Here is a 20,668-nt window from a genome sequence, read left to right on the forward strand (position 1 = left end):
AGATACTCGGCCTCTGGGGTGGGGCTCGGTCCGCGGTTGCACATCAGGCCGCGCCGCCCCGCGTCGGGCGCGGCCCGCGCGGCGCCGCGCGCGACGTCCACGAAGAAGGGGTTGCCCATGTCGAGCACGAGCAGCGCCATGATGCGGCTCTGGCCCGCCCGCAGCTGCCGCGCGGACTCGCTGCGGACGTAGCCGAGCCGGTCGATCACGGACTGCACCCGGTGGCGTGTCTCTTCGGAGACGACGTCCGGACGGTTGATCACGTTCGACACGGTGCCCACCGACACGCCGGCGTGCTTCGCCACGTCTTTGATGCCGACCATGCGTCCCCTTGTTCCGTTGCGTGTGCGGGCATTGTGCACCGCCGCGTGCGATCCCCTCAGAATTTGTACTGGTCGATGTTCTTCTTGTCGAAAACGGTCGGTTCGCCGAGATCGACGACTCCCTTGTCACCGATGGTGAAGCTGCCGAGGTCTCCGGCCTCGAACTTCTCGCCCTTCTTGCCGGTGATCCGGCCGGACTTCAGGGCCACGGCGGTGTGCGCGGCGAGCGCGCCGAGCTTGGCCGGGTCCCACAGCTCGAAGCCCTCGACGGTGCCGTTCTTCACGTACTGGCGCATGTCGTTGGGCGTGCCGAGGCCGGTGAGCTTCACCTTGCCCTTGTACTTCGACCCCGAGAGGTACTGGGCGGCCGCCTTGATGCCGACGGTGGTCGGCGAGATGATGCCGGCCAGCTTCGGGTGCTCCTGGAGCAGGCCCTGGGTCTGCTGGAAGGACTGCTGGGCGTCGTCGTTGCCGTAGGCGGTCTTGACCAGCTTCATGTTCTTGTACTTGGGCTTCTTCAGCTCGTCCTTCATGTAGCGGATCCAGGTGTTCTGGTTCGTCGCGGTCTGGGCGGCGGAGAGGATCGCGATGTCGCCCTTGTAGCCGAGCTGCTTGCCGAGCAGTTCCACCTGGGTGCGGCCGAGCGCCTCGGCGCTGGACTGCGAGACGAAGACGTCACGGCACCCCGGGTTGGTGTCCGAGTCGTACGTGACGACCTTGATGTCGTTCTTCATGGCCTGCTTGAGGGCGGTGCACAGGGCGCCGGGGTCCTGCGCGGAGACGGCCATGGCGTCGACCTGCTGCTGGGTGAGCGTGTTGACGTAGCTGACCTGCCCGCTGGTGTCGGTGGCGCTGTTGGGGCCTGTCTCCTTGTACGACGACCCGAGGTCCTTGAGCGCCTTCTCGCCGCCCTTGTCGGCGACGGTGAAGTACGGGTTGTTGACCTGCTTGGGCAGGAAGGCGACCGTGAGGCCCTTCTTGGTCGGCGCGTTCGGGTCGGCCTTGGCGTTCGATGCCTTGGCCGCGTCGTCGTCCTTCGAGGACTCCTTGGTGGTGCCTCCGCAGGCGGTGGCGGTGAGGGCGAGCGAGGTGACGGCCGCCAGGGTCACACAGGCACGGGTGAGGGCGGAGCGGCGGACGGAACGGCGGGAAGATCGGCGGGGAGAGAGCATCGTTGGTCCCTTTCGGACGTGCGGACGGTACGAGAGGTCAGCGGGCGGGAGCGGCCGCGGCGCGGCGGCCCGCTCTGGCGACGGCGATCTGGCGGGCCACGCGCGGCCCGAGCACGGACACCACGAGCAGCACGCCGGTGACGACGATCTGCGACTGGGCGGAGACGTTCAGCAGGCTCATCGCGTTCTGCAGCGCGCCGAGCAGGAAGACTCCGGCGATGGCCCCGCCGAGTGTTCCCTTGCCGCCGTCGAAGTCGATGCCGCCGAGCAGGACGGCGGCGACGACGGACAGTTCGAGGCCGGTGGCGTTGTCGTAGCGGGCGCTCGCGTAGTGCAGCGCCCAGAAGATTCCCGTGAGCGAGGCCATGAGGCCCGTGGCGACGAACAGCCACAGCTTGTGCCGCTTGACGCGGACACCGGCGAAGCGCGCCGCCTCCTCGTTGGCGCCGATGGCGAAGAGCGAGCGCCCGAAGGGCGTGGCGTGCAGGACGACGACGGCGATCGCGAGCAGCGCGAGGAAGGGCAGGAACGCGTACGGCAGGAAGGTGTCGCCGATGCGTCCGGCCGCGAAGTCCAGGTACTGCGAGGGGAAGTCGGTCACCGCGTCGGAGCCGAGGACGATCTGCGCGATGCCGCGATAGGCGGCCATGGTGCCGATCGTCACGGCGAGCGAGGGCAGGCCGAGGCGGGTCACCAGAAGGCCGTTGACCAGGCCGCAGAGGACTCCGATGAGGAGCACCACCGGAATGATCGTCTCGATGGCCATACCGGCGTTCCACAGCGCGCCCATCACGGCTCCGGAGAGCCCCGCCGTCGAGGCCACCGACAGATCGATCTCTCCGGAGACGACGAGAAGCGTCATCGGCAGGGCGATCAGCGCGATGGGCAGCGTGTTGCCGATGAGGAACGACAGGTTGAGGGCGTTCCCGAAACCGTCGACGAAGGAGAACGACATCAGGAGCAGAACGACAAGGAGAGCGCCGACAACGGTGTCCCAGCGGACGGCACGCATGACGTTGAGCCGGTTGGAGTCAGCCATGGCGGGCGTTCCTCTTCTTCAGGGCCTTGGCGACGCGCAGGGCGACGATCCGGTCGACGGCGATGGCCAGGACGAGCAGCACGCCGTTGATGGCGAGCACCCACACGGAGCTGACGCCGAGCGCGGGGAGCACGCTGTTGATGGACGTCAGGAGCAGGGCGCCGAGCGCGGCTCCGTAGACGCTGCCCGAGCCGCCGGTGAAGACGACGCCGCCGACCACGACGGCGCTGACGACGGTGAGTTCGTAGCCGGTGCCGGTGGCGGAGTCGACGTTGCCGAAGCGGGCCAGGTAGAGCGCGCCCGCGAGCCCGGCGAGCGCTCCGCACGCGGTGTAGGCGGCGAGGATGCGTGTGCGCACCGGGATGCCGGCGAGGCGGGCGGCCTCGGGGTTGGAGCCGAGGGCGTAGAGCTCACGGCCGCCGCCGAAGTGCCGCAGGTAGTACGCGACCACGACCAGGACGGCGAGCGCGATAAGACCCAGGTAGGGCACCGCCGAGATCCCGCCGGAGCCGAAGTCGACGAAGCCGTCCGGCAGGTCGGACGCGGTGATCTGCCGGGAGCCGACCCAGATGGAGTCGATGCCCCGGATGATGTAGAGGGTGCCGAGCGTGACGACGAGCGCGGGCACCTGGCCGAGGCTGACGAGCGCCCCGTTGAGCAGCCCGCAGCCGACGCCGAGCACGACCGCGAGCAGGATCGCGACCGTGGAGTTGCCGCCGCCCTGGAGGTAGTTGCCCGCGGCGAAGGCACTGATCCCGAGTGTCGAACCGACCGACAGGTCGACGTTGCGGGTGATCACGACGAGGGCCTGGCCGGTGGCGACCAGGACGAGGATGGTCGCGTTCAGGAGCAGGTCCTTGATGCCCTGCTCGGAGAGGAACTCGCTGTTGCCGGCCTGGGTGATGCCGATCATCACCAGGAAGACGAGCAGGATGGCGAGTTCGCGCATCTTGAAGACGCGGTCCACCAGGCGTGTGCCCGCGGCCTTCTCGGGGTCCACGGCGGGTGCCTGGCTCTGGGTGGTCACGCTCATGCCGTCCTCCCGGTGGCGGCCGCCATCACGGACTCCTCGGTCGCCCGCGCGCGCGGGATCTCGGCGGTGAGCCGGCCTTCGTGCATGACGAGGACCCGGTCGGCCATGCCGAGGATCTCCGGCAGATCGGAGGAGATCATCAGGACGGCGACCCCGTCGGCGGCGAGTTCGGACAGCAGGCGGTGCACTTCGGCCTTGGTGCCGACGTCGATGCCGCGGGTCGGTTCGTCCACGATCAGGACCTGGGGCCGGGTCGCCAGCCACTTGGCGAGGACGACCTTCTGCTGGTTGCCGCCGGACAGGGTGCCGACGGCGTCGGCGATGCGCGCGTACTTCACCTGAAGCCGCACCGCCCAGTCCAGCGAGCGGCTGCGCTCGGCGCCGCGGTCCATGAGGCCCGCGCGCACCGTCGTACGCAGCCCGGTGAGCCCGATGTTGCGCTCGATGGACATGTCCATCACCAGGCCCTGGGCGCGCCGGTCCTCGGGGACGAGCGCGAGCCCGGCCGCCATGGCGGTGCTGGGGGCTCCGTTGATCAGCTCCTTCCCCTGCACCTCGACCGTGCCGGCGTCCCACCGGTCGACGCCGAACACGGCCCGCGCGACCTCGCTGCGTCCGGCGCCGACGAGGCCCGCGAGCCCGACGATCTCGCCGCGCCGCACGTCGAACGAGACGTCGGTGAAGACGCCCTCGCGGGTCAGGCGGCGGACGCTGAGCGCGACGTCGCCGACCTTGGTGTCCTGTTTCGGGTAGAGCTCGTCGAGGTCGCGCCCCACCATCCGGCGTACGAGGTCGTCCTCGGTGAGGCCTTCGAGCGGCTCGCTCGCGATCAGACCGCCGTCGCGCAGCGTGGTGACGCGCTGGCACAGCTCGAAGATCTCCTCCAGGCGGTGCGAGATGAAGAGCACCGCGGCGCCCTGTTCGCGCAGGGTACGGACGACGCCGAAGAGGCGGGCGACCTCGCTGCCGGTGAGCGCGGCGGTCGGCTCGTCCATGATCAGGACGCGGGCGTCGAAGGAGAGCGCCTTGGCGATCTCGACGATCTGCTGGTCGGCGATGGACAGGCCGCGCGCGGGCTGTTCGGGGTCGAGGTCCACGGCCAGGCGCTTGAAGAGCGCGTCGGCCGAGGCGTGCACGGCCTTGTGATCGACGCGGCCCAGCGAGCGGCGCGGCTGGCGCCCCATGAAGATGTTCTCCGCGACGGAGAGGTCGGGGAAGAGCGTCGGCTCCTGGTAGATGACGGCGACGCCGGCGTCCCTGGCGTCTCCCGGGCCGTGGAAGACGACCGGGGACCCGTCGAGCGACAGCTCTCCCGCGTCCGGCCGGTGGACCCCGGCGAGGGTCTTGATGAGGGTGGATTTCCCTGCGCCGTTCTCGCCCGCGAGGGCGTGCGCCTCACCGGCGTACAGCTCCAGGGAGACGTCGTGAAGGGCACGCACGGCCCCGAAGGACTTGCTGAGGCCCTGCACGGCAAGGACGGGGGGCTCTCTCATAGGTAGCACCGATCGGTCACGAAGGGCATGCGGCTTCTGGCATGGAGGCTCAGGCGTCGGGCGTCATCGGGAGTAACCCACCGGACACCTGGCGTGAAAGGTTTCAATCAATTTTCGAGGAAGCTAAACCCGCGCCAACTACGGCGTCAATGGGCAGGACTTGAAAATCCTGTCGAGACTTGGCGTACCAAGGGGCCAGCAGCCGTGGGCTCTTGACAGCAGGCGATGGGCTCCCTAGCTTCGCCTCTCGTGAAACGATTCATCGTCGAGTCGTTACGGAGTCAAGTTGTGATCAGCAGAAGACGACTGCTCAGCACCACCGCCACGGCCGCCCTGGGAACGGCGATGGCCGCCGGGCCCGTTCCGACGGCCCATGCCGCCCCCTCCCCGGGAGGCCGGGCCCTGCGCGTGACCAGACCGACCGTGGAGTACGTGAGACACCCCCTCGGTCTCGACGTACCGCGTCCGAGGCTGAGTTGGCCCTTGACGTCATCCAAGGAGGGCCAGGCGCAGAGCGCCTACCAGGTGCGCGTGGCCACCGCCGCGAACCGCCTGGCCGAACCCGACGTATGGGACAGCGGCAAGGTCACGTCCGGTGACTCCGTCCTGGTCCCCTACGCGGGCCCCGACCTCGCGTCCCGTACGCGCTACTACTGGTCGGTCCGCGTCTGGGACACCGAGGGCAGGGCCTCCGGGTGGAGCGAGGCCTCCTGGTGGGAGACCGGGCTCGTGGCGGCGAAGGACTGGACGGCGCGGTGGATCGGCGCGCCCGCCTCCCTCGTCGGTGCGCCCGCCCTGGACGACGCCTCCTGGATCTGGTTCCCCGAGGGCGACCCCGCGACCAGCGCTCCGGCCGCCACCCGCTGGTTCCGCGGCCGCGTCGATGTCCCCGAAGGAGTGACCCGCGCGCGGCTGGTCATGACGGCCGACGACGGCTACACCGCGTACGTGAACGGCACGCGCGTGGCGCACACCGAAGCGGACAGTGCCGCCGACAACTGGCGCCGCCCCGCGGTCGTCGACGTGACCGGCCAACTCCGCGCGGGCGCCGCGGCCATCGCCGTGTCCGCCACGAATGCCACCACCGGGCCCGCCGGTCTCCTCGGTGTGCTGGAGCTGACGACCGCCGACGGCGTACGCACCCTCACCACCGACGGCACGTGGAAGACCACCGACAAGGAGTCCTCGGGCGACTGGCAGTCGGCGGACTACGACGACGGCTCCTGGGCCGCTTCGAAGGTCCTCGCCCGCTGGGGTTCGGGCCCCTGGGGCAAGGTCGCCCCCGAGCACACGCCCGCCGCCCAGCTGCGCCACGAGTTCCGCCTGCGGCCGGGCAAGAAGGTCGCCAGGGCCCGGCTGTACTCCACGGCCCTCGGCCTCTACGACGCCTGGCTGAACGGCGAGCGGGTCGGCGACGACCGCCTGGCGCCCGGCTGGACCGACTACGACAAGCGGGTCCAGTACCAGACGTACGACGTCACCAAGCAGCTCAAGTCCGGAGCCAACGCGCTCGGCGTGACGGTCGCGGTCGGCTGGTACGCGGGCAACGTCGGCATGTTCGGCCCGCACCAGTACGGCGAACGTCCGGCCCTGCTGGTCCAGTTGGAGGTCACGTACACCGACGGCTCCACCGACCGTGTGCTGTCCGGCACCGACTGGCGCGCCGCCACGGGCCCGGTCACCGCGGCGGACCTCCTGTCGGGCGAGGACTACGACGCCCGCCTGGAGACGGCGGGCTGGACGCGTGCCGGTTTCGACGACTCGAAGTGGGTCGCCGCTGACGCCGTCGACAAGGTCGAGGCCGCCGTCGTGGCCCAGATCGACGGGCACACGCGCGTGGAGAGCGAGATCTCCGCCCGGAAGGTGAGCGAGCCGAAGCCCGGTGTCTTCGTCTTCGACCTCGGTCAGAACATGGTCGGCGCGGTCCGGCTGACGGTCTCCGGGAAGGCCGGCGCGAAGGTCCGGCTGCGTCACGCGGAGGTCCTCGACCCCGACGGCACGATCTACACCGCCAATCTGCGGTCCGCGCGCGCCACCGACACGTACACGCTCAAGGGCGGCGGCAAGGAGACGTTCGAGCCGCGGTTCACCTTCCACGGCTTCCGCTACGTCGAGGTGACGGGCTACCCGGGCACACCACCGCTCGACGCGGTGAAGGGCCGCGTGATCCACACGTCGGCGCCCTTCACGATGGACTTCGAGACGAACGTCCCCATGCTCAACCAGCTGCACAGCAACATCACCTGGGGGCAGCGCGGCAACTTCCTCTCCGTCCCCACCGACACCCCCGCGCGCGACGAACGGCTCGGCTGGACCGGCGACATCAACGTCTTCGCGCCGACGGCCGCCTACACGATGGAATCGGCGCGCTTTCTCACGAAGTGGCTCGACGACCTGCGTGACGGGCAGCCCGAGGACGGCGCGTTCCCCGATGTGGCCCCGTTCGTCGGCACCGTCGGCAAGGGCGTGGCCGGCTGGGGCGACGCCGGAGTGACCGTGCCCTGGGCGCTGTACCAGGCCTACGGGGACAAGCGCGTCCTGGAGCAGTCCTGGTCCTCGATGCTGAAGTGGCTCGACTACCTGGAGAAGCACAGCTCCGGATATCTGCGTCCCGCCGAGGGCTACGGAGACTGGCTGAACATCCAGGACGAGACCCCCAAGGATGTCGTAGGCACCGCCTACTTCGCCCACAGCGCCGACCTCGTGGCGCGGGTGGCCGAGGCGCTGGGCAAGGACCCCGCCCCGTACAAGAAGCTCTTCGGGAGCGTCCGTGACGCCTTCCGTGCGGCGTACGTGACCGGCGGCGGGCGGGTGAAGGGCGACACGCAGACCGCCTACGTCCTCGCCCTGTCCATGGACCTGCTCACCGACGGCGACCGCGCACCGGCGGCCGCCCGCCTGGTGGAGCTCATCAAGTCCAAGGACTGGCACCTGTCGACGGGCTTCCTCGGCACTCCGCGGCTGCTCCCCGTCCTGACGGCCACCGGCCACACGGACGTCGCCTACCGCCTCCTCGTCCAGAAGTCCTTCCCCAGCTGGGGCTACCAGATCGACAAGGGCGCCACGACGATGTGGGAGCGCTGGGACTCCATCAAGCCGGACGGAAGCTTCCAGGACGCCGGCATGAACTCCTTCAACCACTACGCCTACGGCTCGGTGGGCGAGTGGATGTACGCCAACATCGCGGGCATCGCACCGGCCGACCCGGGCTTCCGCACGATCCTCGTCCGTCCGCGGCCCGGCGGCGGCGTGACCGAGGCCCGGAGCAGCTTCGACGCCCTCTACGGCCCGGTCAGCACCCACTGGAAGACGGACGACGAAGGGTTCCGTCTCACCCTCACCCTGCCCGCCAACACCACGGCGGAGGTGTGGATCCCCGCCGACAAGCGCACTCAGGTGACGCATGGGGCGGCGGAGTTCCTGCGGATGGAGGACGGCTGCGCCGTCTTCGCCGCCGCCTCCGGCACGCACCGATTCTCCAACTGACCCACCTCGACCGCTCTTTCGGAAGGCTGCGCGATGACCGCCGGAACCAGCAAGGACGCCGTGAAAGCGGCACTCACCACCCAGGCCCTGGAGACCCCGTCCTGGGCGTACGGCAACTCCGGTACGCGCTTCAAGGTCTTCGCGCAGCCAGGCGTCCCCCGCACGACCCGGGAGAAGCTGGACGACGCCGCCCGCGTGCACGCCCACACGGGCGTGGCGCCCAGGGTCGCCCTGCACATCCCCTGGGACAAGGTCGACGACTACGCGGCGCTCGCGGAGTACGCCACCGAACGCGGCGTGACGCTCGGCGCGATCAACGCCAACGTCTTCCAGGACGACGACTACAAGCTCGGCTCGGTCACCAACCCGGACCCGACGGTCCGGCGCAAGGCGCTCGACCACCTCCTGGAGTGCGTCGACATCATGGACGCGACGGGCTCACGCGACCTGAAGCTGTGGTTCTCCGACGGCACCAACTACCCGGGCCAGGACGACCTCCGCAGCCGCCAGGACCGGCTCGCGGAGGCGCTGCGGACCACCTATGACCGCCTAGGCGACGACCAGCGCATGCTCATCGAGTACAAGCTCTTCGAGCCCGCCTTCTACGCGACGGACATCCCGGACTGGGGCACTGCCTACGCGCACTGCCTCAAGCTCGGCCCGAAGGCGCAGGTGGTCGTCGACACCGGCCACCACGCGCCCGGCACCAACATCGAGTTCATCGTCGCGACCCTGCTGCGCGAGGGCCGCCTGGGCGGCTTCGACTTCAACTCGCGCTTCTACGCGGACGACGACCTGATGGCGGGCGCCGCGGACCCCTTCCAACTCTTCCGGATCATGTACGAGGTCGTCCGGGGCGGCGGCCTCGACTCGGACATCGCGTTCATGCTCGACCAGTGCCACAACATCGAGGCGAAGATCCCCGCGATCATCCGCTCGGTGATGAACGTGCAGGAGGCCACGGCGAAAGCCCTCCTCGTCGACGCGGACACGCTGGCCGAGGCGCAGCGGACCGGCGACGTGCTCGCCGCCAACGCGGCCTTGATGGACGCGTACAACACGGACGTCCGCCCCCTACTGGCAGAAGTCAGGGAGGAGTCGGGGCTCGACCCTGATCCCATGAGGGCCTATCGGGAGTCAGGCTGGCAGGAGCAGATCGTCAAGGACCGCGTGGGCGGCGAGCAGGCCGGATGGGGGGCATGAGCGACATGACACAGCACGCACGGATCACGGAACTCCTCGACCGCGCCCACCGCTTGGGCGCCGACCCGCGCAACACCAATTACGCCGGCGGCAACGCGTCGGCGAAGGGCACGGCCCCCGACCCGGTCACAGGCGCGGACACCGACCTGATGTGGGTCAAGGGCTCCGGCGGCGACCTCGGCACCCTCACCGAGGAAGGCCTGGCGGTCCTGCGCCTCGACCGCCTCCACGCACTGAAGGAGGTGTACGCGGGACCGGACCATGAGGACGAGATGGTCGGCGCCTTCGACTACTGCCTGCACGGCAAGGGCGGCGCCGCGCCCTCCATCGACACCGCGATGCACGCATTGGTGGACGCACCCCACGTGGACCATCTGCACCCGGACTCGGGCATCTCCCTGGCCTGCGCGGCGGACGGAGAGAAGCTGACGGCAGAGTGCTTCGGCCCCACGGTGGCCTGGGTGCCCTGGCGGCGCCCCGGATTCCAGCTCGGCCTGGACATCGCGGCGGTGCAGGCGGCCAACCCCGACGCGATCGGCTGCATCCTCGGCGGGCACGGCATCACGGCCTGGGGGGCCACGGCGGACGAGTGCGAGCGCAACTCACTGCACATCATCCGCACGGCGGAGGCGTTTCTCGCCGACCGTGGCAAACCAACCCCGTTCGGCCCGGCCCTGGAGGGGTACGGCCCGCTCCCCACCGACGCACGCCTCGACCGTGCGGCCGAACTGGCCCCGCACATCCGCTCGCTGGCCTCGCAGGACCGCCCCCAGGTCGGCCACTTCACCGGCACGGACGCCGTCCTGGACTTCCTGGCCGCCACAGAGCACCCGCGTCTGGCGGCCCTGGGCACCTCCTGCCCCGACCACTTCCTCCGCACGAAGATCAGGCCGCTGGTCCTCGACCTGCCGCCGACCGCCCCGCTCCAGGAGGCCGTCGCCCGCCTCAAGGAGCTGCACGCCGCCTATCGGGAGGAGTACGCGGCCTACTACACCCGCCACGCCGATCCGGCCTCTCCCGCCATGCGCGGCGCCGACCCGGCCATCGTCCTCGTCCCGGGCGTGGGCATGTTCTCCTTCGGCAAGGACAAGCAGACGGCCCGTGTGGCAGGCGAGTTCTATGTGAACGCCATCAACGTCATGCGAGGCGCCGAGGCGGTCTCCACGTACGCCCCGATCGATGAGTCGGAGAAGTTCCGCATCGAGTACTGGCCGCTGGAGGAGGCCAAGCTGCAACGCCTCCCGAAGCCCAAGCCCCTGGCGACCCGCGTCGCCCTCGTGACCGGGGCGGGCAGCGGCATCGGCAAGGCGATCGCGCACCGCCTGGTGGCGGAGGGCGCCTGCGTCGCGGTGGCGGACCTCGACGCGGAGAACGCGGCTGCCGTGGCGGACGAGCTGGGTGGCCCGGACAAGGCTGTGGCCATCCCCATGGACGTCACGTCCGAGGAGCAGATCACGGCCGCCTTCAAGTCAGCGACCCTGGCCTTCGGAGGAGTCGACCTGGTCGTGAACAACGCGGGCATCTCCATCTCCAAGCCCCTGCTCGACACCACGGCCCGGGACTGGGACGTCCAGCACGACATCATGGCCCGCGGATCCTTCCTCGTCTCCCGTGAGGCGGCCCGCGTCATGCGGGACCAGGGATTGGGCGGCGACATCATCTACATCACGTCCAAGAACGCGGTGTTCGCGGGCCCGAACAACATCGCGTACTCCGCCACCAAAGCGGACCAGGCCCATCAAGTCCGTCTCCTGGCAGCCGAGTTGGGTGAGCACGGCATCCGTGTGAACGGCATCAACCCAGACGGCGTGGTCCGCGGCTCGGGAATCTTCGCGGGCGGCTGGGGCGCGCAGCGCGCGGCGACGTACGGAATCGAGGAGGAGAACCTGGGCGCGTTCTACGCCCAGCGCACCCTCCTCAAGCGCGAGGTGCTCCCCGAGCACGTGGCCAACGCGGTCTTTGCCCTGACGGCAGGCGACCTGACCCACACGACGGGCCTGCACATACCGGTGGACGCGGGCGTCGCGGCGGCGTTCCTCAGGTAGCCCGCCGCCCCCTCCGGCCGGCGCCACGGCCGGAGGGGGCGCGTACCACCGGAACGCCGGCACGTCACCGCCCGTGAGAGCACCACGCGGCCACCGAACACCCGGACCCGACCCTCAACCCTGCGAGCCACCATGTCCCACTCCCGCCCGCGTCCCCGCTCCCACTCACCCCACCCCTTCGCCGCCGTCGACCTCGGTGCCTCCAGCGGACGCGTCATGGTGGCCGAGGCGGGCCCCGACACCCTCACCCTCCAGGAGGCACACCGCTTCCCCAACCGCCCGGTCCGTACCGGCGCCACCCTGCACTGGGACATCCTGTCCCTGTACGCAGGGATCCTCGACGGTCTGCGCGCCGCGGGATCCGCCGCCCCCCTCACGTCCGTCGGCATCGACAGCTGGGCGGTCGACTACGGCCTTCTCGACGCGGACCGCACCCTCCTGGGCAACCCGGTGCACTACCGCGACACCCGCACCGAGGGCATCGCGGCCCAAGCGTGGACGACCGTCCCACCCACCGAGCTCTACGCCACCACAGGCATCCAGTACGCACCCTTCAACACCCTGTACCAACTGATCGCCGCCCGGGGCACGGCTCAACTGGCAACGGCCGAGCACCTGTTGCTTATCCCGGATCTGCTGACGTACTGGCTGACGGGCGAGCTCGGCACCGAGCTGACCAACGCCTCCACCACACAGCTCATGGACCCCGGCACAGGCACCTGGTCCCACGAGGTGGCGACGCGCCTCGGCATCGACCTGGCGTTGTTCCCTCCCTTGCGGCGCCCGGGCTCCCCCGCAGGGCACCTGCTTCCCCAGGTTCTCCAGGACGCCGGCCTCACCTCGCCCACCCCGGTGACGACCGTCGCCTCGCACGACACCGCGTCAGCCGTCGCCGCCGTTCCCGCGACGTCCGACAACTTCGCCTACATCTGCACCGGCACCTGGTCCCTCGCAGGGCTGGAGCTGACCGCGCCCATCCGCACGGAGGAGAGCCGCGAGGCCAACTTCACCAACGAGCTCGGCATAGACGGCACCGTCCGCTACCTGCGCAACATCATGGGCCTGTGGCTGCTCCAGGAGTGCCTGCGCACCTGGAACACAGGGGCGGGCGCCTCCGGTCTGGAAGCGCTGCTGCTCGAAGCCGCCGCCGTTCCCGCCCTGCGTTGCCTCGTCGGCGCGGCGGATCCCGCCTTCCTGACTCCCGGCAACATGCCGCACCGCATCGCCGACGCCTGCCGGGCCACCGGACAGCCCGCTCCCGCGACCCCCGCCGAGACGACCCGCTGCATCCTCGACTCCCTGGCCCTGGCCCACCGCCGGGCCATCGAGGACGCCCAGCGCCTCGCGGACCGCTCCGTGGATGTGGTTCACATAGTCGGCGGCGGCGCGCGCAACGCTCTGCTGTGCCAACTGACCGCGGATGCCTGCGGGCTGCCCGTCATCGCCGGCCCGGCGGAGGCGGCGGCGCTGGGCAACGTACTCGTCCAGGCCAGATCGCACGGCCTGGTGGGCGACGACCGCCACGAGATGCGCGCCCTGCTGTCCCGTACCCAGCACCTGACGCGCTACGAACCGACCAGCGATCCGTCGAGCCGTGCGGCATGGGAGGCGGCGTCGCAACGCGTCCCGGCGTCATGACTCCCGCAAAGCCCGCGCAGCGCTTACGCTGCATCCATCCGATGATCGACTAGGAGGAACCCGCGATGCGTGTCGCTCTGTTCCTGACCTGTGTCAACGACACGCTCTATCCGGACACAGGCCGAGCGGTGGTGAAACTGCTGACCAGGCTGGGAGTTGAGGTCGACTTCCCGATGGCGCAGACCTGCTGCGGACAGGCGCACTACAACACGGGCTACCGCCACCAGGCGGAGCCACTCGCCCGTCATTTCTCCGATGTCTTCGGCTCTGATGAGTACGACGCGATCGTCACGCCGTCGGGTTCGTGCGGGGCGATGGTCCGCGAGCTGTATCCGCGCATGGGAGAACGGGCGCGTTCGGAGGGCCGCGGTGAAGGTCTGGCGGCGACGCTGGCCCCCGTCGTGCCCAAGACGTACGAGCTCACCGAGTTTCTGGTGGACGTTCTTGGTGTGACGGACGTCGGGGCGTACTACCCGCATACGGTGACGTATCACCCGACCTGCCACGGCCTGCGCAGTCTGGGTCTCGGCGATCGCCCCACACGCCTGCTCCAGGCGGTCAAGGGCCTGGAACTGCGCCCGCTGCCGGGCGCGGACGAGTGCTGCGGATTCGGCGGCACCTTCGCCATGAAGAACTCCGATGTCTCGTCGGCGATGGGCACGGACAAGGTGCGCAACGCCGAGTCGACGGGCGCCGACGCCCTGTGTGCGGCGGACAACTCCTGTCTGATGCACATCGGGGGCACCATGACCCGCTTGAAGAGCGGCCTGCGCCCGGTCCACATCGCGGAGATCCTGGCGAGCACGGAAGAGGAGCCACTGTCATGAGCGGCACGAGCGGCCTGGGCGGCACGAGCGGCACATTCGTGGGCATGCCCGCTTTCCCCGTCGCGGCCCGCGAGGCCGTCGGCGACAAGACCCTGCGCGCCAATCTCCGGCACGCCACGCACACCATCCGCGACAAACGGGCCCGCGCCGTCTCGGAGTTGGACGACTGGGCACAGCTGCGCGAGGCCGGTAAACAGATCAAGGACCACACCCTCGCCCGCCTCGACCACTATCTGGTCCAGCTGGAGGAGTCGGTCACGGCGGCGGGCGGCATCGTGCACTGGGCCGCCGACGCCGACGAGGCCAACCGCATCGTGACCCGCCTCGTCCAGGAGACCGGCGAGTCGGAGGTCGTCAAGGTCAAGTCGATGGCCACGCAGGAGATCGGCCTGAACGAGGCGCTCGAAGAGGCGGGCATCCGCGCCTACGAGACCGACCTCGCCGAACTCATCGTGCAGCTGGGCAAGGACCGCCCCTCACACATCCTCGTGCCGGCCATCCATCGCAACCGGGGTGAGATCCGCGAGATCTTCACGCGCGAGATGAGCGAGTGGGGCCGCCCCGCCCCGGACGGCCTCACCGACACTCCCGCCGAACTCGCCGAGGCCGCCCGTCTCCACCTCCGGGAGAAGTTCCTGCGCGCCAAGGTCGGCGTCTCCGGGGCGAACTTCATGGTCGCCGAGACGGGCACCCTGGTCGTCGTCGAGTCCGAGGGCAACGGCCGCATGTGCCTGACCCTCCCCGAGACGCTGATCTCGGTCGTCGGCATCGAGAAGATCGTGCCGAGCTGGCGGGATCTGGAGGTCTTCCTGCAGACCCTCCCCCGCTCCTCGACGGCCGAGCGGATGAACCCGTACACGTCGATGTGGACGGGCACGTCCGAGGAGGACGGCCCGAGCACCTTCCACCTCGTGCTCCTCGACAACGGCCGCAGCGACACGCTCGCCGACGAGGTGGGCCGCCAGGCGCTGCGCTGCATCCGCTGCTCGGCCTGCCTCAACGTCTGCCCGGTGTACGAACGCGCCGGGGGCCACGCGTACGGCTCGGTCTACCCGGGCCCCATCGGAGCGATCCTCAGCCCTCAACTGCGGGGCACGCAGAGCGAGATCGATGCCTCCCTCCCGTACGCGTCGTCGCTCTGCGGGGCCTGCTACGAGGTGTGCCCGGTGGCCATCGACATCCCCGAAGTCCTCGTACATCTGCGGGAGCGGGTGGTCCAGGGCGGCGAGGTGACCCGGCACGGATCGAAGGTGACGCTGCGGCCCGCGAAGGGGCACGCCGCGGAGCGGGCGGCGATGCGCGCGGCGGGCTGGGCGTTCGGCCGTCCCGGGGCGCTGCGGGCCGGCCAGCGGCTCGCGTCCGGGACCCGCCGCATCCATCCACGCACGCTTCCGGGGCCGGGGCGGGCGTGGAGCGGGACACGGGATCTGCCGAAGGTGCCCGCGGAGCCGTTCCGCGACTGGTGGCGGCGTACGTACGGCGACCCGACGGAGAAGGGCGGCGAGAAGTGAGCAGCAGGGACCAGATCCTGGGCCGCGTCCGGCGAGCACTGGCGGACGTCCGGGACGGCGCGGAGGCAGATGTGCCCGCCGCGACCGTCTCCCGCGGCTATCTGCGTGAGCACGGCGACCGCACCACCGAGCAGACCGTCGACCTGCTGGCGGAGAATCTGGCGGACTACCGCGCGAAGGTGCACCGCACGCACGACGACCTGCTCCCGGCCCTGCTCGCGCGGCTGCTCACCGAACGGGGCTCGCGCACGGTGCTCGTTCCTCCCGCGCTGCCCTCCCACTGGCTGCCCGAGGAGGGTCCGGCCGCTCTCGTCCGGGACCGCGCGTCACACACCGCCCGGGAGCTCGACGCGATCGGCAGCGTCGTCACCGGCTGCGCGATCGCCGTCGCCGAGACCGGCACGATCGTCCTGGACGGCGGTCCCGACCAGGGCCGCAGGCGCATCACGCTGGTCCCCGACCATCACATCTGTGTCGTACGGGTCCCGGACCAGGTGGTCTCCTCCGTCCCGCAGGCACTCGAACGGCTCGACCCCGCCCGCCCGCTGACGTGGATCTCGGGACCGTCCGCCACCAGCGACATCGAACTGGACCGGGTGGAGGGCGTGCACGGCCCGCGCACCCTGGAGGTGGTGCTGGTGAGCGGAGTGTGAGGGCCGCGGTTAGCGTGAGTGCATGATCCGGTTCGAGCAGGTGAGCAAGCGCTACCCGGACGGCACGATGGCCGTGGACGATCTGTCCTTCGAGGTCGCCGAGGGGGAACTGGTCACGCTCGTCGGCCCTTCCGGGTGCGGCAAGACGACCACGATGATGATGGTGAACCGCCTCATCGAGCCGACCGCGGGCCGCATCTTCGTGAACGACGAGAACATCGCGGACGTCGACCCGGTCCGCCTGCGCCGCCGTATCGGCTATGTCATCCAGCAGGTGGGGCTCTTCCCGCACCGGACGATCCTCGACAACACGGCGACCGTCCCCGCGCTGGTCGGCTGGAAGAAGGCGAAGGCACGGGCGCGGGCAGCCGAGCTCCTCGACCTGGTGGGCCTCGACCCGAAGACGTACGGCTCCCGCTATCCCGAGCAGTTGTCGGGCGGGCAGCGCCAGCGCGTGGGGGTGGCGCGTGCTCTGGCCGCCGACCCGCCCGTACTCCTCATGGATGAGCCGTTCGGGGCTGTCGACCCGGTGGTGCGCGAGCAGTTGCAGGACGAGTTCCTGCGGATGCAGGCGACGGTCCGCAAGACGGTTCTCCTGGTCACGCACGACATCGAGGAGGCGGTCAGGCTCGGTGACCGGATCGCGGTGTACGGACAGGGGCGCATCGAGCAGTACGACACGCCCGGGGCGGTGCTCGGCACGCCGGCGACGCCGTACGTCGCCGGGTTCGTGGGCGCCGACCGGGGCCTGAAGCGGCTGTCGGTGACCGAGATCCAGCCGGACGACCTGGAGCAGCCGACGGTGGTCCGGCTCGACGACTCCGCCGCGCATGCCGCGGCCCGGCTGCGCGAGGAGGACGCCCGCTGGGGCGTCGTCCTGGACGCGGCCGGAGATCTGCACGGCTGGGTCGGCATCGACGAGGTGGCGCTGGCCGGCGAGGGCGGCAGGGTCAGCGATCTGGCCCATCGCATGAAGGCGTGGGTCCCGGTGGGCGCCCCGCTCAAGCAGGCGTTCGGTGTGATGCTCCAGCACGACGCGGGCTGGGTCGCGGTCCTCGACGGGGCCCGCTTCCTGGGCGTGCTGACCCCGGCGAAACTGCACGAGGCCCTGCGCCGCTCGGTGGATGCGGACGCGCAGGGCGTGCCCCGGGATCAGGTGGAGTTCGACTCGGTGGCCGACGCCTGACGGTTCCACGCGCGTGCATCACAGCAGACCGGCGGGCCTCACAGAAGCCCCTTCTCCTCCAAGTACGTCCGTGCCACGTCCTGCGGCAGTCTGCGCCAGCTGTCCACCTGTTCGTTCATGGAGGCCAGGTCCGCCGTCGTCAGGACGGAGTTGAGGCGGCCGAGCGCTTTCGCGACGCCCTCGCTGCCGGCGCGGGAGCGGTTGACGACCGGGACGATGTAGTCGGCGTTCTGGAGCTTCTTGTCGTCCTTGAGCAGGACGAGGCCGAAGTTGTCGAGCGTGGCGTCCGTGGACGTGGTCAGGACCATCTGGTCCTGCCCGCTCTGCACGGCCTTCTTGGCCTGTGTCGTGCCCACGCCCTTGGGATCGACGGAGGTGATGTCGATGCCGTAGACCTTCTTCAGACCGGGTTCGCAGTACGGGCGCTGCACGCATTCGTCACCCGCGGCGAGGCGTACCTTCAGGCCGGACTTGCCGAGGTCGCTCAGTGTCTTGAGGTGGTGCTTCTCGGCGAAGGACGCGGTGACGGCGAACGCGTTCTGGTCCACGGCCTTCCCCGCGTCGAGGACGGTGAGGCCGCGTGGGGCGGCGAGGCCGCGCAGGGCTTTCATCGTGGCGTCCAGGTCGGGCGAGCCGACCGGTTTCGCGTCCGCGCCGTTCTTCTTGGCGTTCAGCCAGTCGGCGAACGTCGCCGCGTACTCAGGGACGACGTCGATCTGGCCGGACTCCAGGGCGGGTTCGTACAGCTCGCGGTTGGCCACGGAGAGGATCTCGGCGCCGTATCCGGCCTTCTTCAGGAGCAGGGAGTACATCTGGGCGAGCAGATCGCTCTCGGTGAATCCCGCGGAGCCGACGACCAGGTGACGGCTGTCGCCGGGTGGCGCGGTCACCTCGCCCTGGGTCTCCAGGGACGGCCCCGAGGCACAGCCGGACAGGAGCAGGGCCAGACCGAGACCGGCCGCGGCACCCAGCCTCGCCCCACGCACCGCGCGTCGCGTCATCCCGTCCGCCCTCTCCCCCGCGCCCGGCCGGGAGCGAGCCGTTCGCCGATCTCGAAGAGTCCCTCGACGATCAGGGCGAAGACGGCGACAAGGACCGCCCCCGCCACCACCTGCGGGGTGCTCGCCAGGTTGAAGCCGGCCGTGATGATCCGGCCGAGTCCCCCGCCTCCCGCGAGGGCCGCGATGGTGGCGGTGGCCACGAGCTGCACGGCCGCGATCCGCACCCCGCTGAGGATCAGTGGCATCGCGAGCGGCAGTTCGACCCGCCACAGCATCTGCCGTCCCGTCATCCCCATGCCGCGCGCGGCCTGGACGACGCTGCGGTCGACCCCGCGCATCCCGACGTACGCGTTGGTGAGCAGCGGCGGCACGGCGAACAGGACGAGCGCCACCACCGTGGGTCCCTCGCCCCACTGTCCGATGGGGGTGAGGAGCAGCAGGACGAGGACCGCGAAGGTCGGCACCGCGCGGCCCACGTTGGAGATGTTGACCGCGAGCGCGCCGCCCTTGCCTAGGTGGCCGAGGACGAGCGCGACCGGCAGTGCGATCAGGCAGCTCAGGATCAGGCAGACCACGGTGAGGACGAGGTGCTGGGTGAGCCGGTGCCAGATGCCGTCGTCGCCCGCCCAGTGCGCCGAGTCGGTGAGCCACTGCCAGGCGTCGCTGATGGTGTTCATGAGCGGACCGCCCTCGTCCACGGGGTGAGGATCCGCTGTACACCCAGGAGCAGCAGATCGGCCAGTACGGCGATGACGACGCACAGCACGGACGCGGTCAGGACCTGAGCCTTGAAGTAGGTGTTCATGCCCGCGTAGATGAGGTTGCCGAGTCCGCCGAAGCCGACGATCGCGCCGACCGTGACGAGGGAGACGGCGGAGACGGTGGCGATGCGCAGGCCGGCCATCGCGGCGGGCAGCGCGAGCGGCAGTTCGACGGTGAGCAGCAGCCGGATCGGCCCGTAGCCCATGCCGCGGGCGGCCTGCCGGGTGTCCTCGGGGACGGCGCGCAGACCGGCCAGGATGTTGCGGACGAGCAGCGTCAGGGAGTACAGGACGAGCCCCGCGACCACCAGGGACGCGGAGAGGCCGTACACGGGAAGCAGCAGCGAGAACATCGCGAGCGAGGGGATCGTGTAGAGGACCGTGGTCAACGCGAGGACGGGACCGGCCGCGAGGGCCCAGCGACGGGCGACGACGGCGAGCGGCACGGCGATGACGAGCGCGATGAGGACGGAGACGGCGGTCAGCTCCAGGTGCTGGAGGACCGCGTCGACGATGATCTGGCGGCGGGTGCTCAGATACTCGCCGCAGATCCACTCGTTGCGCGCGAGGCAGTCGTCCGGGGGCGCGGTCACTCGTTCATTCCAGCGGGCGGGGCGCGCGACGGCGCGTTCTGGTCCCCCGTACGGGCGGCGCCCGCCCGGTCAGAAAGCACCCTCGACTACACATAAAGAAAAAATAAGCGCAGAATGGATATGCGCGACATCCCGCCGCGCGAGGTGATCAGGCCTGCACGGAGCAGAGGAGACGAGTCTCATGGCCGACGTCTCACACAGGGGAGACATAGCCGCTCACCCTGATGTATCGGAGATGCGGGATCGATACGCCCGCGTACTCGGTGGACACGATGTGGCACTCGTGGACGGGCCCGTGTTCCTCACGGGTCTCTTCTGTGCCATCTCCCCATGGGTGGTCCACTTCACCGCAAGCCAGCCCGTCCTCGCGACCCACAACCTCATCATGGGCATCGCGATCGGCCTGCTGGGTCTCGGCTTCACCGTCGCCCCGGCCAGGATGTACAGCCTGAGCTGGGCCATGTGCGCCATGGGCGTGTGGATGATCGTGTCGCCGTGGGTCGTCGGCACGAGCCCTGACATGGGCGTCATCCTCACCAACATCATCATCGGCGGACTCACCCTCCTCCTTGGCCTCGTGTGCACCGCGGCGGCGGCGAAGGAGGGCCGCAGGACGAACACGACCTGACGCGGGAAGGCGGAGCCACACCAGTGCGGCGGCCCCCGGATCGGCGGAGAGCCGGGAGCCGCCGTCAGTCGTGCGA

At 70.1% G+C, this 20,668-nt stretch carries 16 protein-coding genes and 1 pseudogene; 9 read left to right on the top strand and 8 right to left on the bottom strand.

Translation table 11 applies throughout. The annotated features are described in order from the left end of the window. The 5 genes and pseudogenes from ACWGIH_RS04660 to ACWGIH_RS04680 form a co-directional block, all read right to left on the bottom strand. Nucleotides 1-323: pseudogene (locus tag ACWGIH_RS04660) on the bottom strand (LacI family DNA-binding transcriptional regulator); the annotation flags it as partial. 56 nt (nucleotides 324-379) lie between these two features. Then, complete coding sequence (gene rhaS, locus ACWGIH_RS04665) at nucleotides 380-1,495, bottom strand: rhamnose ABC transporter substrate-binding protein (protein ID WP_453443078.1); 1,116 nt, start codon at nucleotides 1,493-1,495, stop codon at nucleotides 380-382. A 37-nt stretch (nucleotides 1,496-1,532) separates the two neighbouring features. Continuing rightward, on the bottom strand, nucleotides 1,533-2,534 hold the full coding sequence (locus ACWGIH_RS04670; RefSeq protein ID WP_453443080.1) for an ABC transporter permease: 1,002 nt from the start codon (nucleotides 2,532-2,534) through the stop codon (nucleotides 1,533-1,535). Further along, nucleotides 2,527-3,567 carry an ABC transporter permease gene (locus tag ACWGIH_RS04675; RefSeq protein WP_453443082.1) on the bottom strand — a complete coding sequence of 347 codons (1,041 nt, stop codon included), beginning with the start codon at nucleotides 3,565-3,567 and terminating at the stop codon, nucleotides 2,527-2,529. The genes ACWGIH_RS04670 and ACWGIH_RS04675 overlap by 8 nt, the downstream gene beginning before the upstream one ends. Continuing rightward, complete coding sequence (locus ACWGIH_RS04680) at nucleotides 3,564-5,060, bottom strand: sugar ABC transporter ATP-binding protein (protein ID WP_453443084.1); 1,497 nt, start codon at nucleotides 5,058-5,060, stop codon at nucleotides 3,564-3,566. The genes ACWGIH_RS04675 and ACWGIH_RS04680 overlap by 4 nt, the downstream gene beginning before the upstream one ends. A gap of 288 nt (nucleotides 5,061-5,348) precedes the next feature. Here ACWGIH_RS04680 and ACWGIH_RS04685 point away from each other — a divergent pair, with 288 nt between their 5' ends. The 8 genes from ACWGIH_RS04685 to ACWGIH_RS04720 all read left to right on the top strand — a co-directional run bounded on the left by ACWGIH_RS04685 (nucleotide 5,349) and on the right by ACWGIH_RS04720 (nucleotide 17,609). Next, nucleotides 5,349-8,546: an alpha-L-rhamnosidase gene (locus tag ACWGIH_RS04685; RefSeq protein ID WP_453443086.1), complete on the top strand. Its 3,198-nt coding sequence runs from the start codon at nucleotides 5,349-5,351 to the stop codon at nucleotides 8,544-8,546. 33 nt (nucleotides 8,547-8,579) lie between these two features. After that, nucleotides 8,580-9,749, top strand: a complete 1,170-nt coding sequence (gene rhaI, locus ACWGIH_RS04690; RefSeq protein ID WP_453443088.1) for an L-rhamnose isomerase — start codon at nucleotides 8,580-8,582, stop codon at nucleotides 9,747-9,749. Nucleotides 9,750-9,754: 5 nt separating this feature from the next. Continuing rightward, nucleotides 9,755-11,794, top strand: coding sequence for a bifunctional aldolase/short-chain dehydrogenase (locus ACWGIH_RS04695; RefSeq protein ID WP_453443211.1), 2,040 nt, complete (start codon nucleotides 9,755-9,757; stop codon nucleotides 11,792-11,794). A gap of 132 nt (nucleotides 11,795-11,926) precedes the next feature. After that, nucleotides 11,927-13,432, top strand: a complete 1,506-nt coding sequence (locus ACWGIH_RS04700; RefSeq protein ID WP_453443089.1) for a rhamnulokinase — start codon at nucleotides 11,927-11,929, stop codon at nucleotides 13,430-13,432. A 65-nt stretch (nucleotides 13,433-13,497) separates the two neighbouring features. Then, nucleotides 13,498-14,259 carry a (Fe-S)-binding protein gene (locus ACWGIH_RS04705; RefSeq protein ID WP_453443091.1) on the top strand — a complete coding sequence of 254 codons (762 nt, stop codon included), beginning with the start codon at nucleotides 13,498-13,500 and terminating at the stop codon, nucleotides 14,257-14,259. Beyond that, entirely contained in the window at nucleotides 14,256-15,770 is a 1,515-nt protein-coding gene (locus ACWGIH_RS04710) for a LutB/LldF family L-lactate oxidation iron-sulfur protein (RefSeq protein WP_453443092.1), read from the top strand. Before ACWGIH_RS04705 ends, ACWGIH_RS04710 begins: the two co-directional genes overlap by 4 nt. Continuing rightward, nucleotides 15,767-16,423 (top strand): LutC/YkgG family protein, encoded by a 657-nt coding sequence (locus tag ACWGIH_RS04715; RefSeq protein WP_453443093.1) that lies wholly within the window; start codon nucleotides 15,767-15,769, stop codon nucleotides 16,421-16,423. The genes ACWGIH_RS04710 and ACWGIH_RS04715 overlap by 4 nt, the downstream gene beginning before the upstream one ends. A 22-nt stretch (nucleotides 16,424-16,445) precedes the next feature. Continuing rightward, on the top strand, nucleotides 16,446-17,609 hold the full coding sequence (locus ACWGIH_RS04720) for an ABC transporter ATP-binding protein (protein WP_453443094.1): 1,164 nt from the start codon (nucleotides 16,446-16,448) through the stop codon (nucleotides 17,607-17,609). Between the two features lie 38 nt (nucleotides 17,610-17,647). Here the strand turns inward: ACWGIH_RS04720 and ACWGIH_RS04725 are convergent, their stop codons facing one another. Genes ACWGIH_RS04725 through ACWGIH_RS04735 form a run of 3 tightly spaced genes read right to left on the bottom strand, consistent with a single transcriptional unit; the run spans nucleotide 17,648 to nucleotide 19,964 of the window. Beyond that, a complete protein-coding gene (locus ACWGIH_RS04725) occupies nucleotides 17,648-18,610 on the bottom strand; it encodes an ABC transporter substrate-binding protein (RefSeq protein WP_453443095.1) in 963 nt (320 codons plus the stop codon). Further along, complete coding sequence (locus tag ACWGIH_RS04730; RefSeq protein ID WP_453443096.1) at nucleotides 18,607-19,287, bottom strand: ABC transporter permease; 681 nt, start codon at nucleotides 19,285-19,287, stop codon at nucleotides 18,607-18,609. The genes ACWGIH_RS04725 and ACWGIH_RS04730 overlap by 4 nt, the downstream gene beginning before the upstream one ends. Next, nucleotides 19,284-19,964, bottom strand: coding sequence for an ABC transporter permease (locus ACWGIH_RS04735; protein WP_249591883.1), 681 nt, complete (start codon nucleotides 19,962-19,964; stop codon nucleotides 19,284-19,286). Before ACWGIH_RS04735 ends, ACWGIH_RS04730 begins: the two co-directional genes overlap by 4 nt. A gap of 181 nt (nucleotides 19,965-20,145) precedes the next feature. On the opposite strand from ACWGIH_RS04735, the gene ACWGIH_RS04740 reads away from it, so the two are divergent. Then, nucleotides 20,146-20,592 (top strand): SPW repeat protein, encoded by a 447-nt coding sequence (locus ACWGIH_RS04740; RefSeq protein ID WP_453443098.1) that lies wholly within the window; start codon nucleotides 20,146-20,148, stop codon nucleotides 20,590-20,592. Nucleotides 20,593-20,668 lie beyond the last annotated feature (76 nt).

The organism is Streptomyces sp. NPDC054872, from assembly GCF_053610705.1.

Coding starts and splice junctions, on each gene's coding strand:
- ACWGIH_RS04730 (WP_453443096.1), bottom strand. CDS start 19,287: ATGAACACCATCAGCGACGCCTGGCAGTGGCTCACCGACTCGGCGCAC.
- ACWGIH_RS04680 (WP_453443084.1), bottom strand. CDS start 5,060: ATGAGAGAGCCCCCCGTCCTTGCCGTGCAGGGCCTCAGCAAGTCCTTC.
- ACWGIH_RS04725 (WP_453443095.1), bottom strand. CDS start 18,610: ATGACGCGACGCGCGGTGCGTGGGGCGAGGCTGGGTGCCGCGGCCGGT.
- ACWGIH_RS04720 (WP_453443094.1), top strand. CDS start 16,446: ATGATCCGGTTCGAGCAGGTGAGCAAGCGCTACCCGGACGGCACGATG.
- ACWGIH_RS04705 (WP_453443091.1), top strand. CDS start 13,498: ATGCGTGTCGCTCTGTTCCTGACCTGTGTCAACGACACGCTCTATCCG.
- rhaS (WP_453443078.1), bottom strand. CDS start 1,495: ATGCTCTCTCCCCGCCGATCTTCCCGCCGTTCCGTCCGCCGCTCCGCC.
- ACWGIH_RS04700 (WP_453443089.1), top strand. CDS start 11,927: ATGTCCCACTCCCGCCCGCGTCCCCGCTCCCACTCACCCCACCCCTTC.
- ACWGIH_RS04670 (WP_453443080.1), bottom strand. CDS start 2,534: ATGGCTGACTCCAACCGGCTCAACGTCATGCGTGCCGTCCGCTGGGAC.
- ACWGIH_RS04740 (WP_453443098.1), top strand. CDS start 20,146: ATGGCCGACGTCTCACACAGGGGAGACATAGCCGCTCACCCTGATGTA.
- rhaI (WP_453443088.1), top strand. CDS start 8,580: ATGACCGCCGGAACCAGCAAGGACGCCGTGAAAGCGGCACTCACCACC.
- ACWGIH_RS04675 (WP_453443082.1), bottom strand. CDS start 3,567: ATGAGCGTGACCACCCAGAGCCAGGCACCCGCCGTGGACCCCGAGAAG.
- ACWGIH_RS04695 (WP_453443211.1), top strand. CDS start 9,755: ATGACACAGCACGCACGGATCACGGAACTCCTCGACCGCGCCCACCGC.
- ACWGIH_RS04710 (WP_453443092.1), top strand. CDS start 14,256: ATGAGCGGCACGAGCGGCCTGGGCGGCACGAGCGGCACATTCGTGGGC.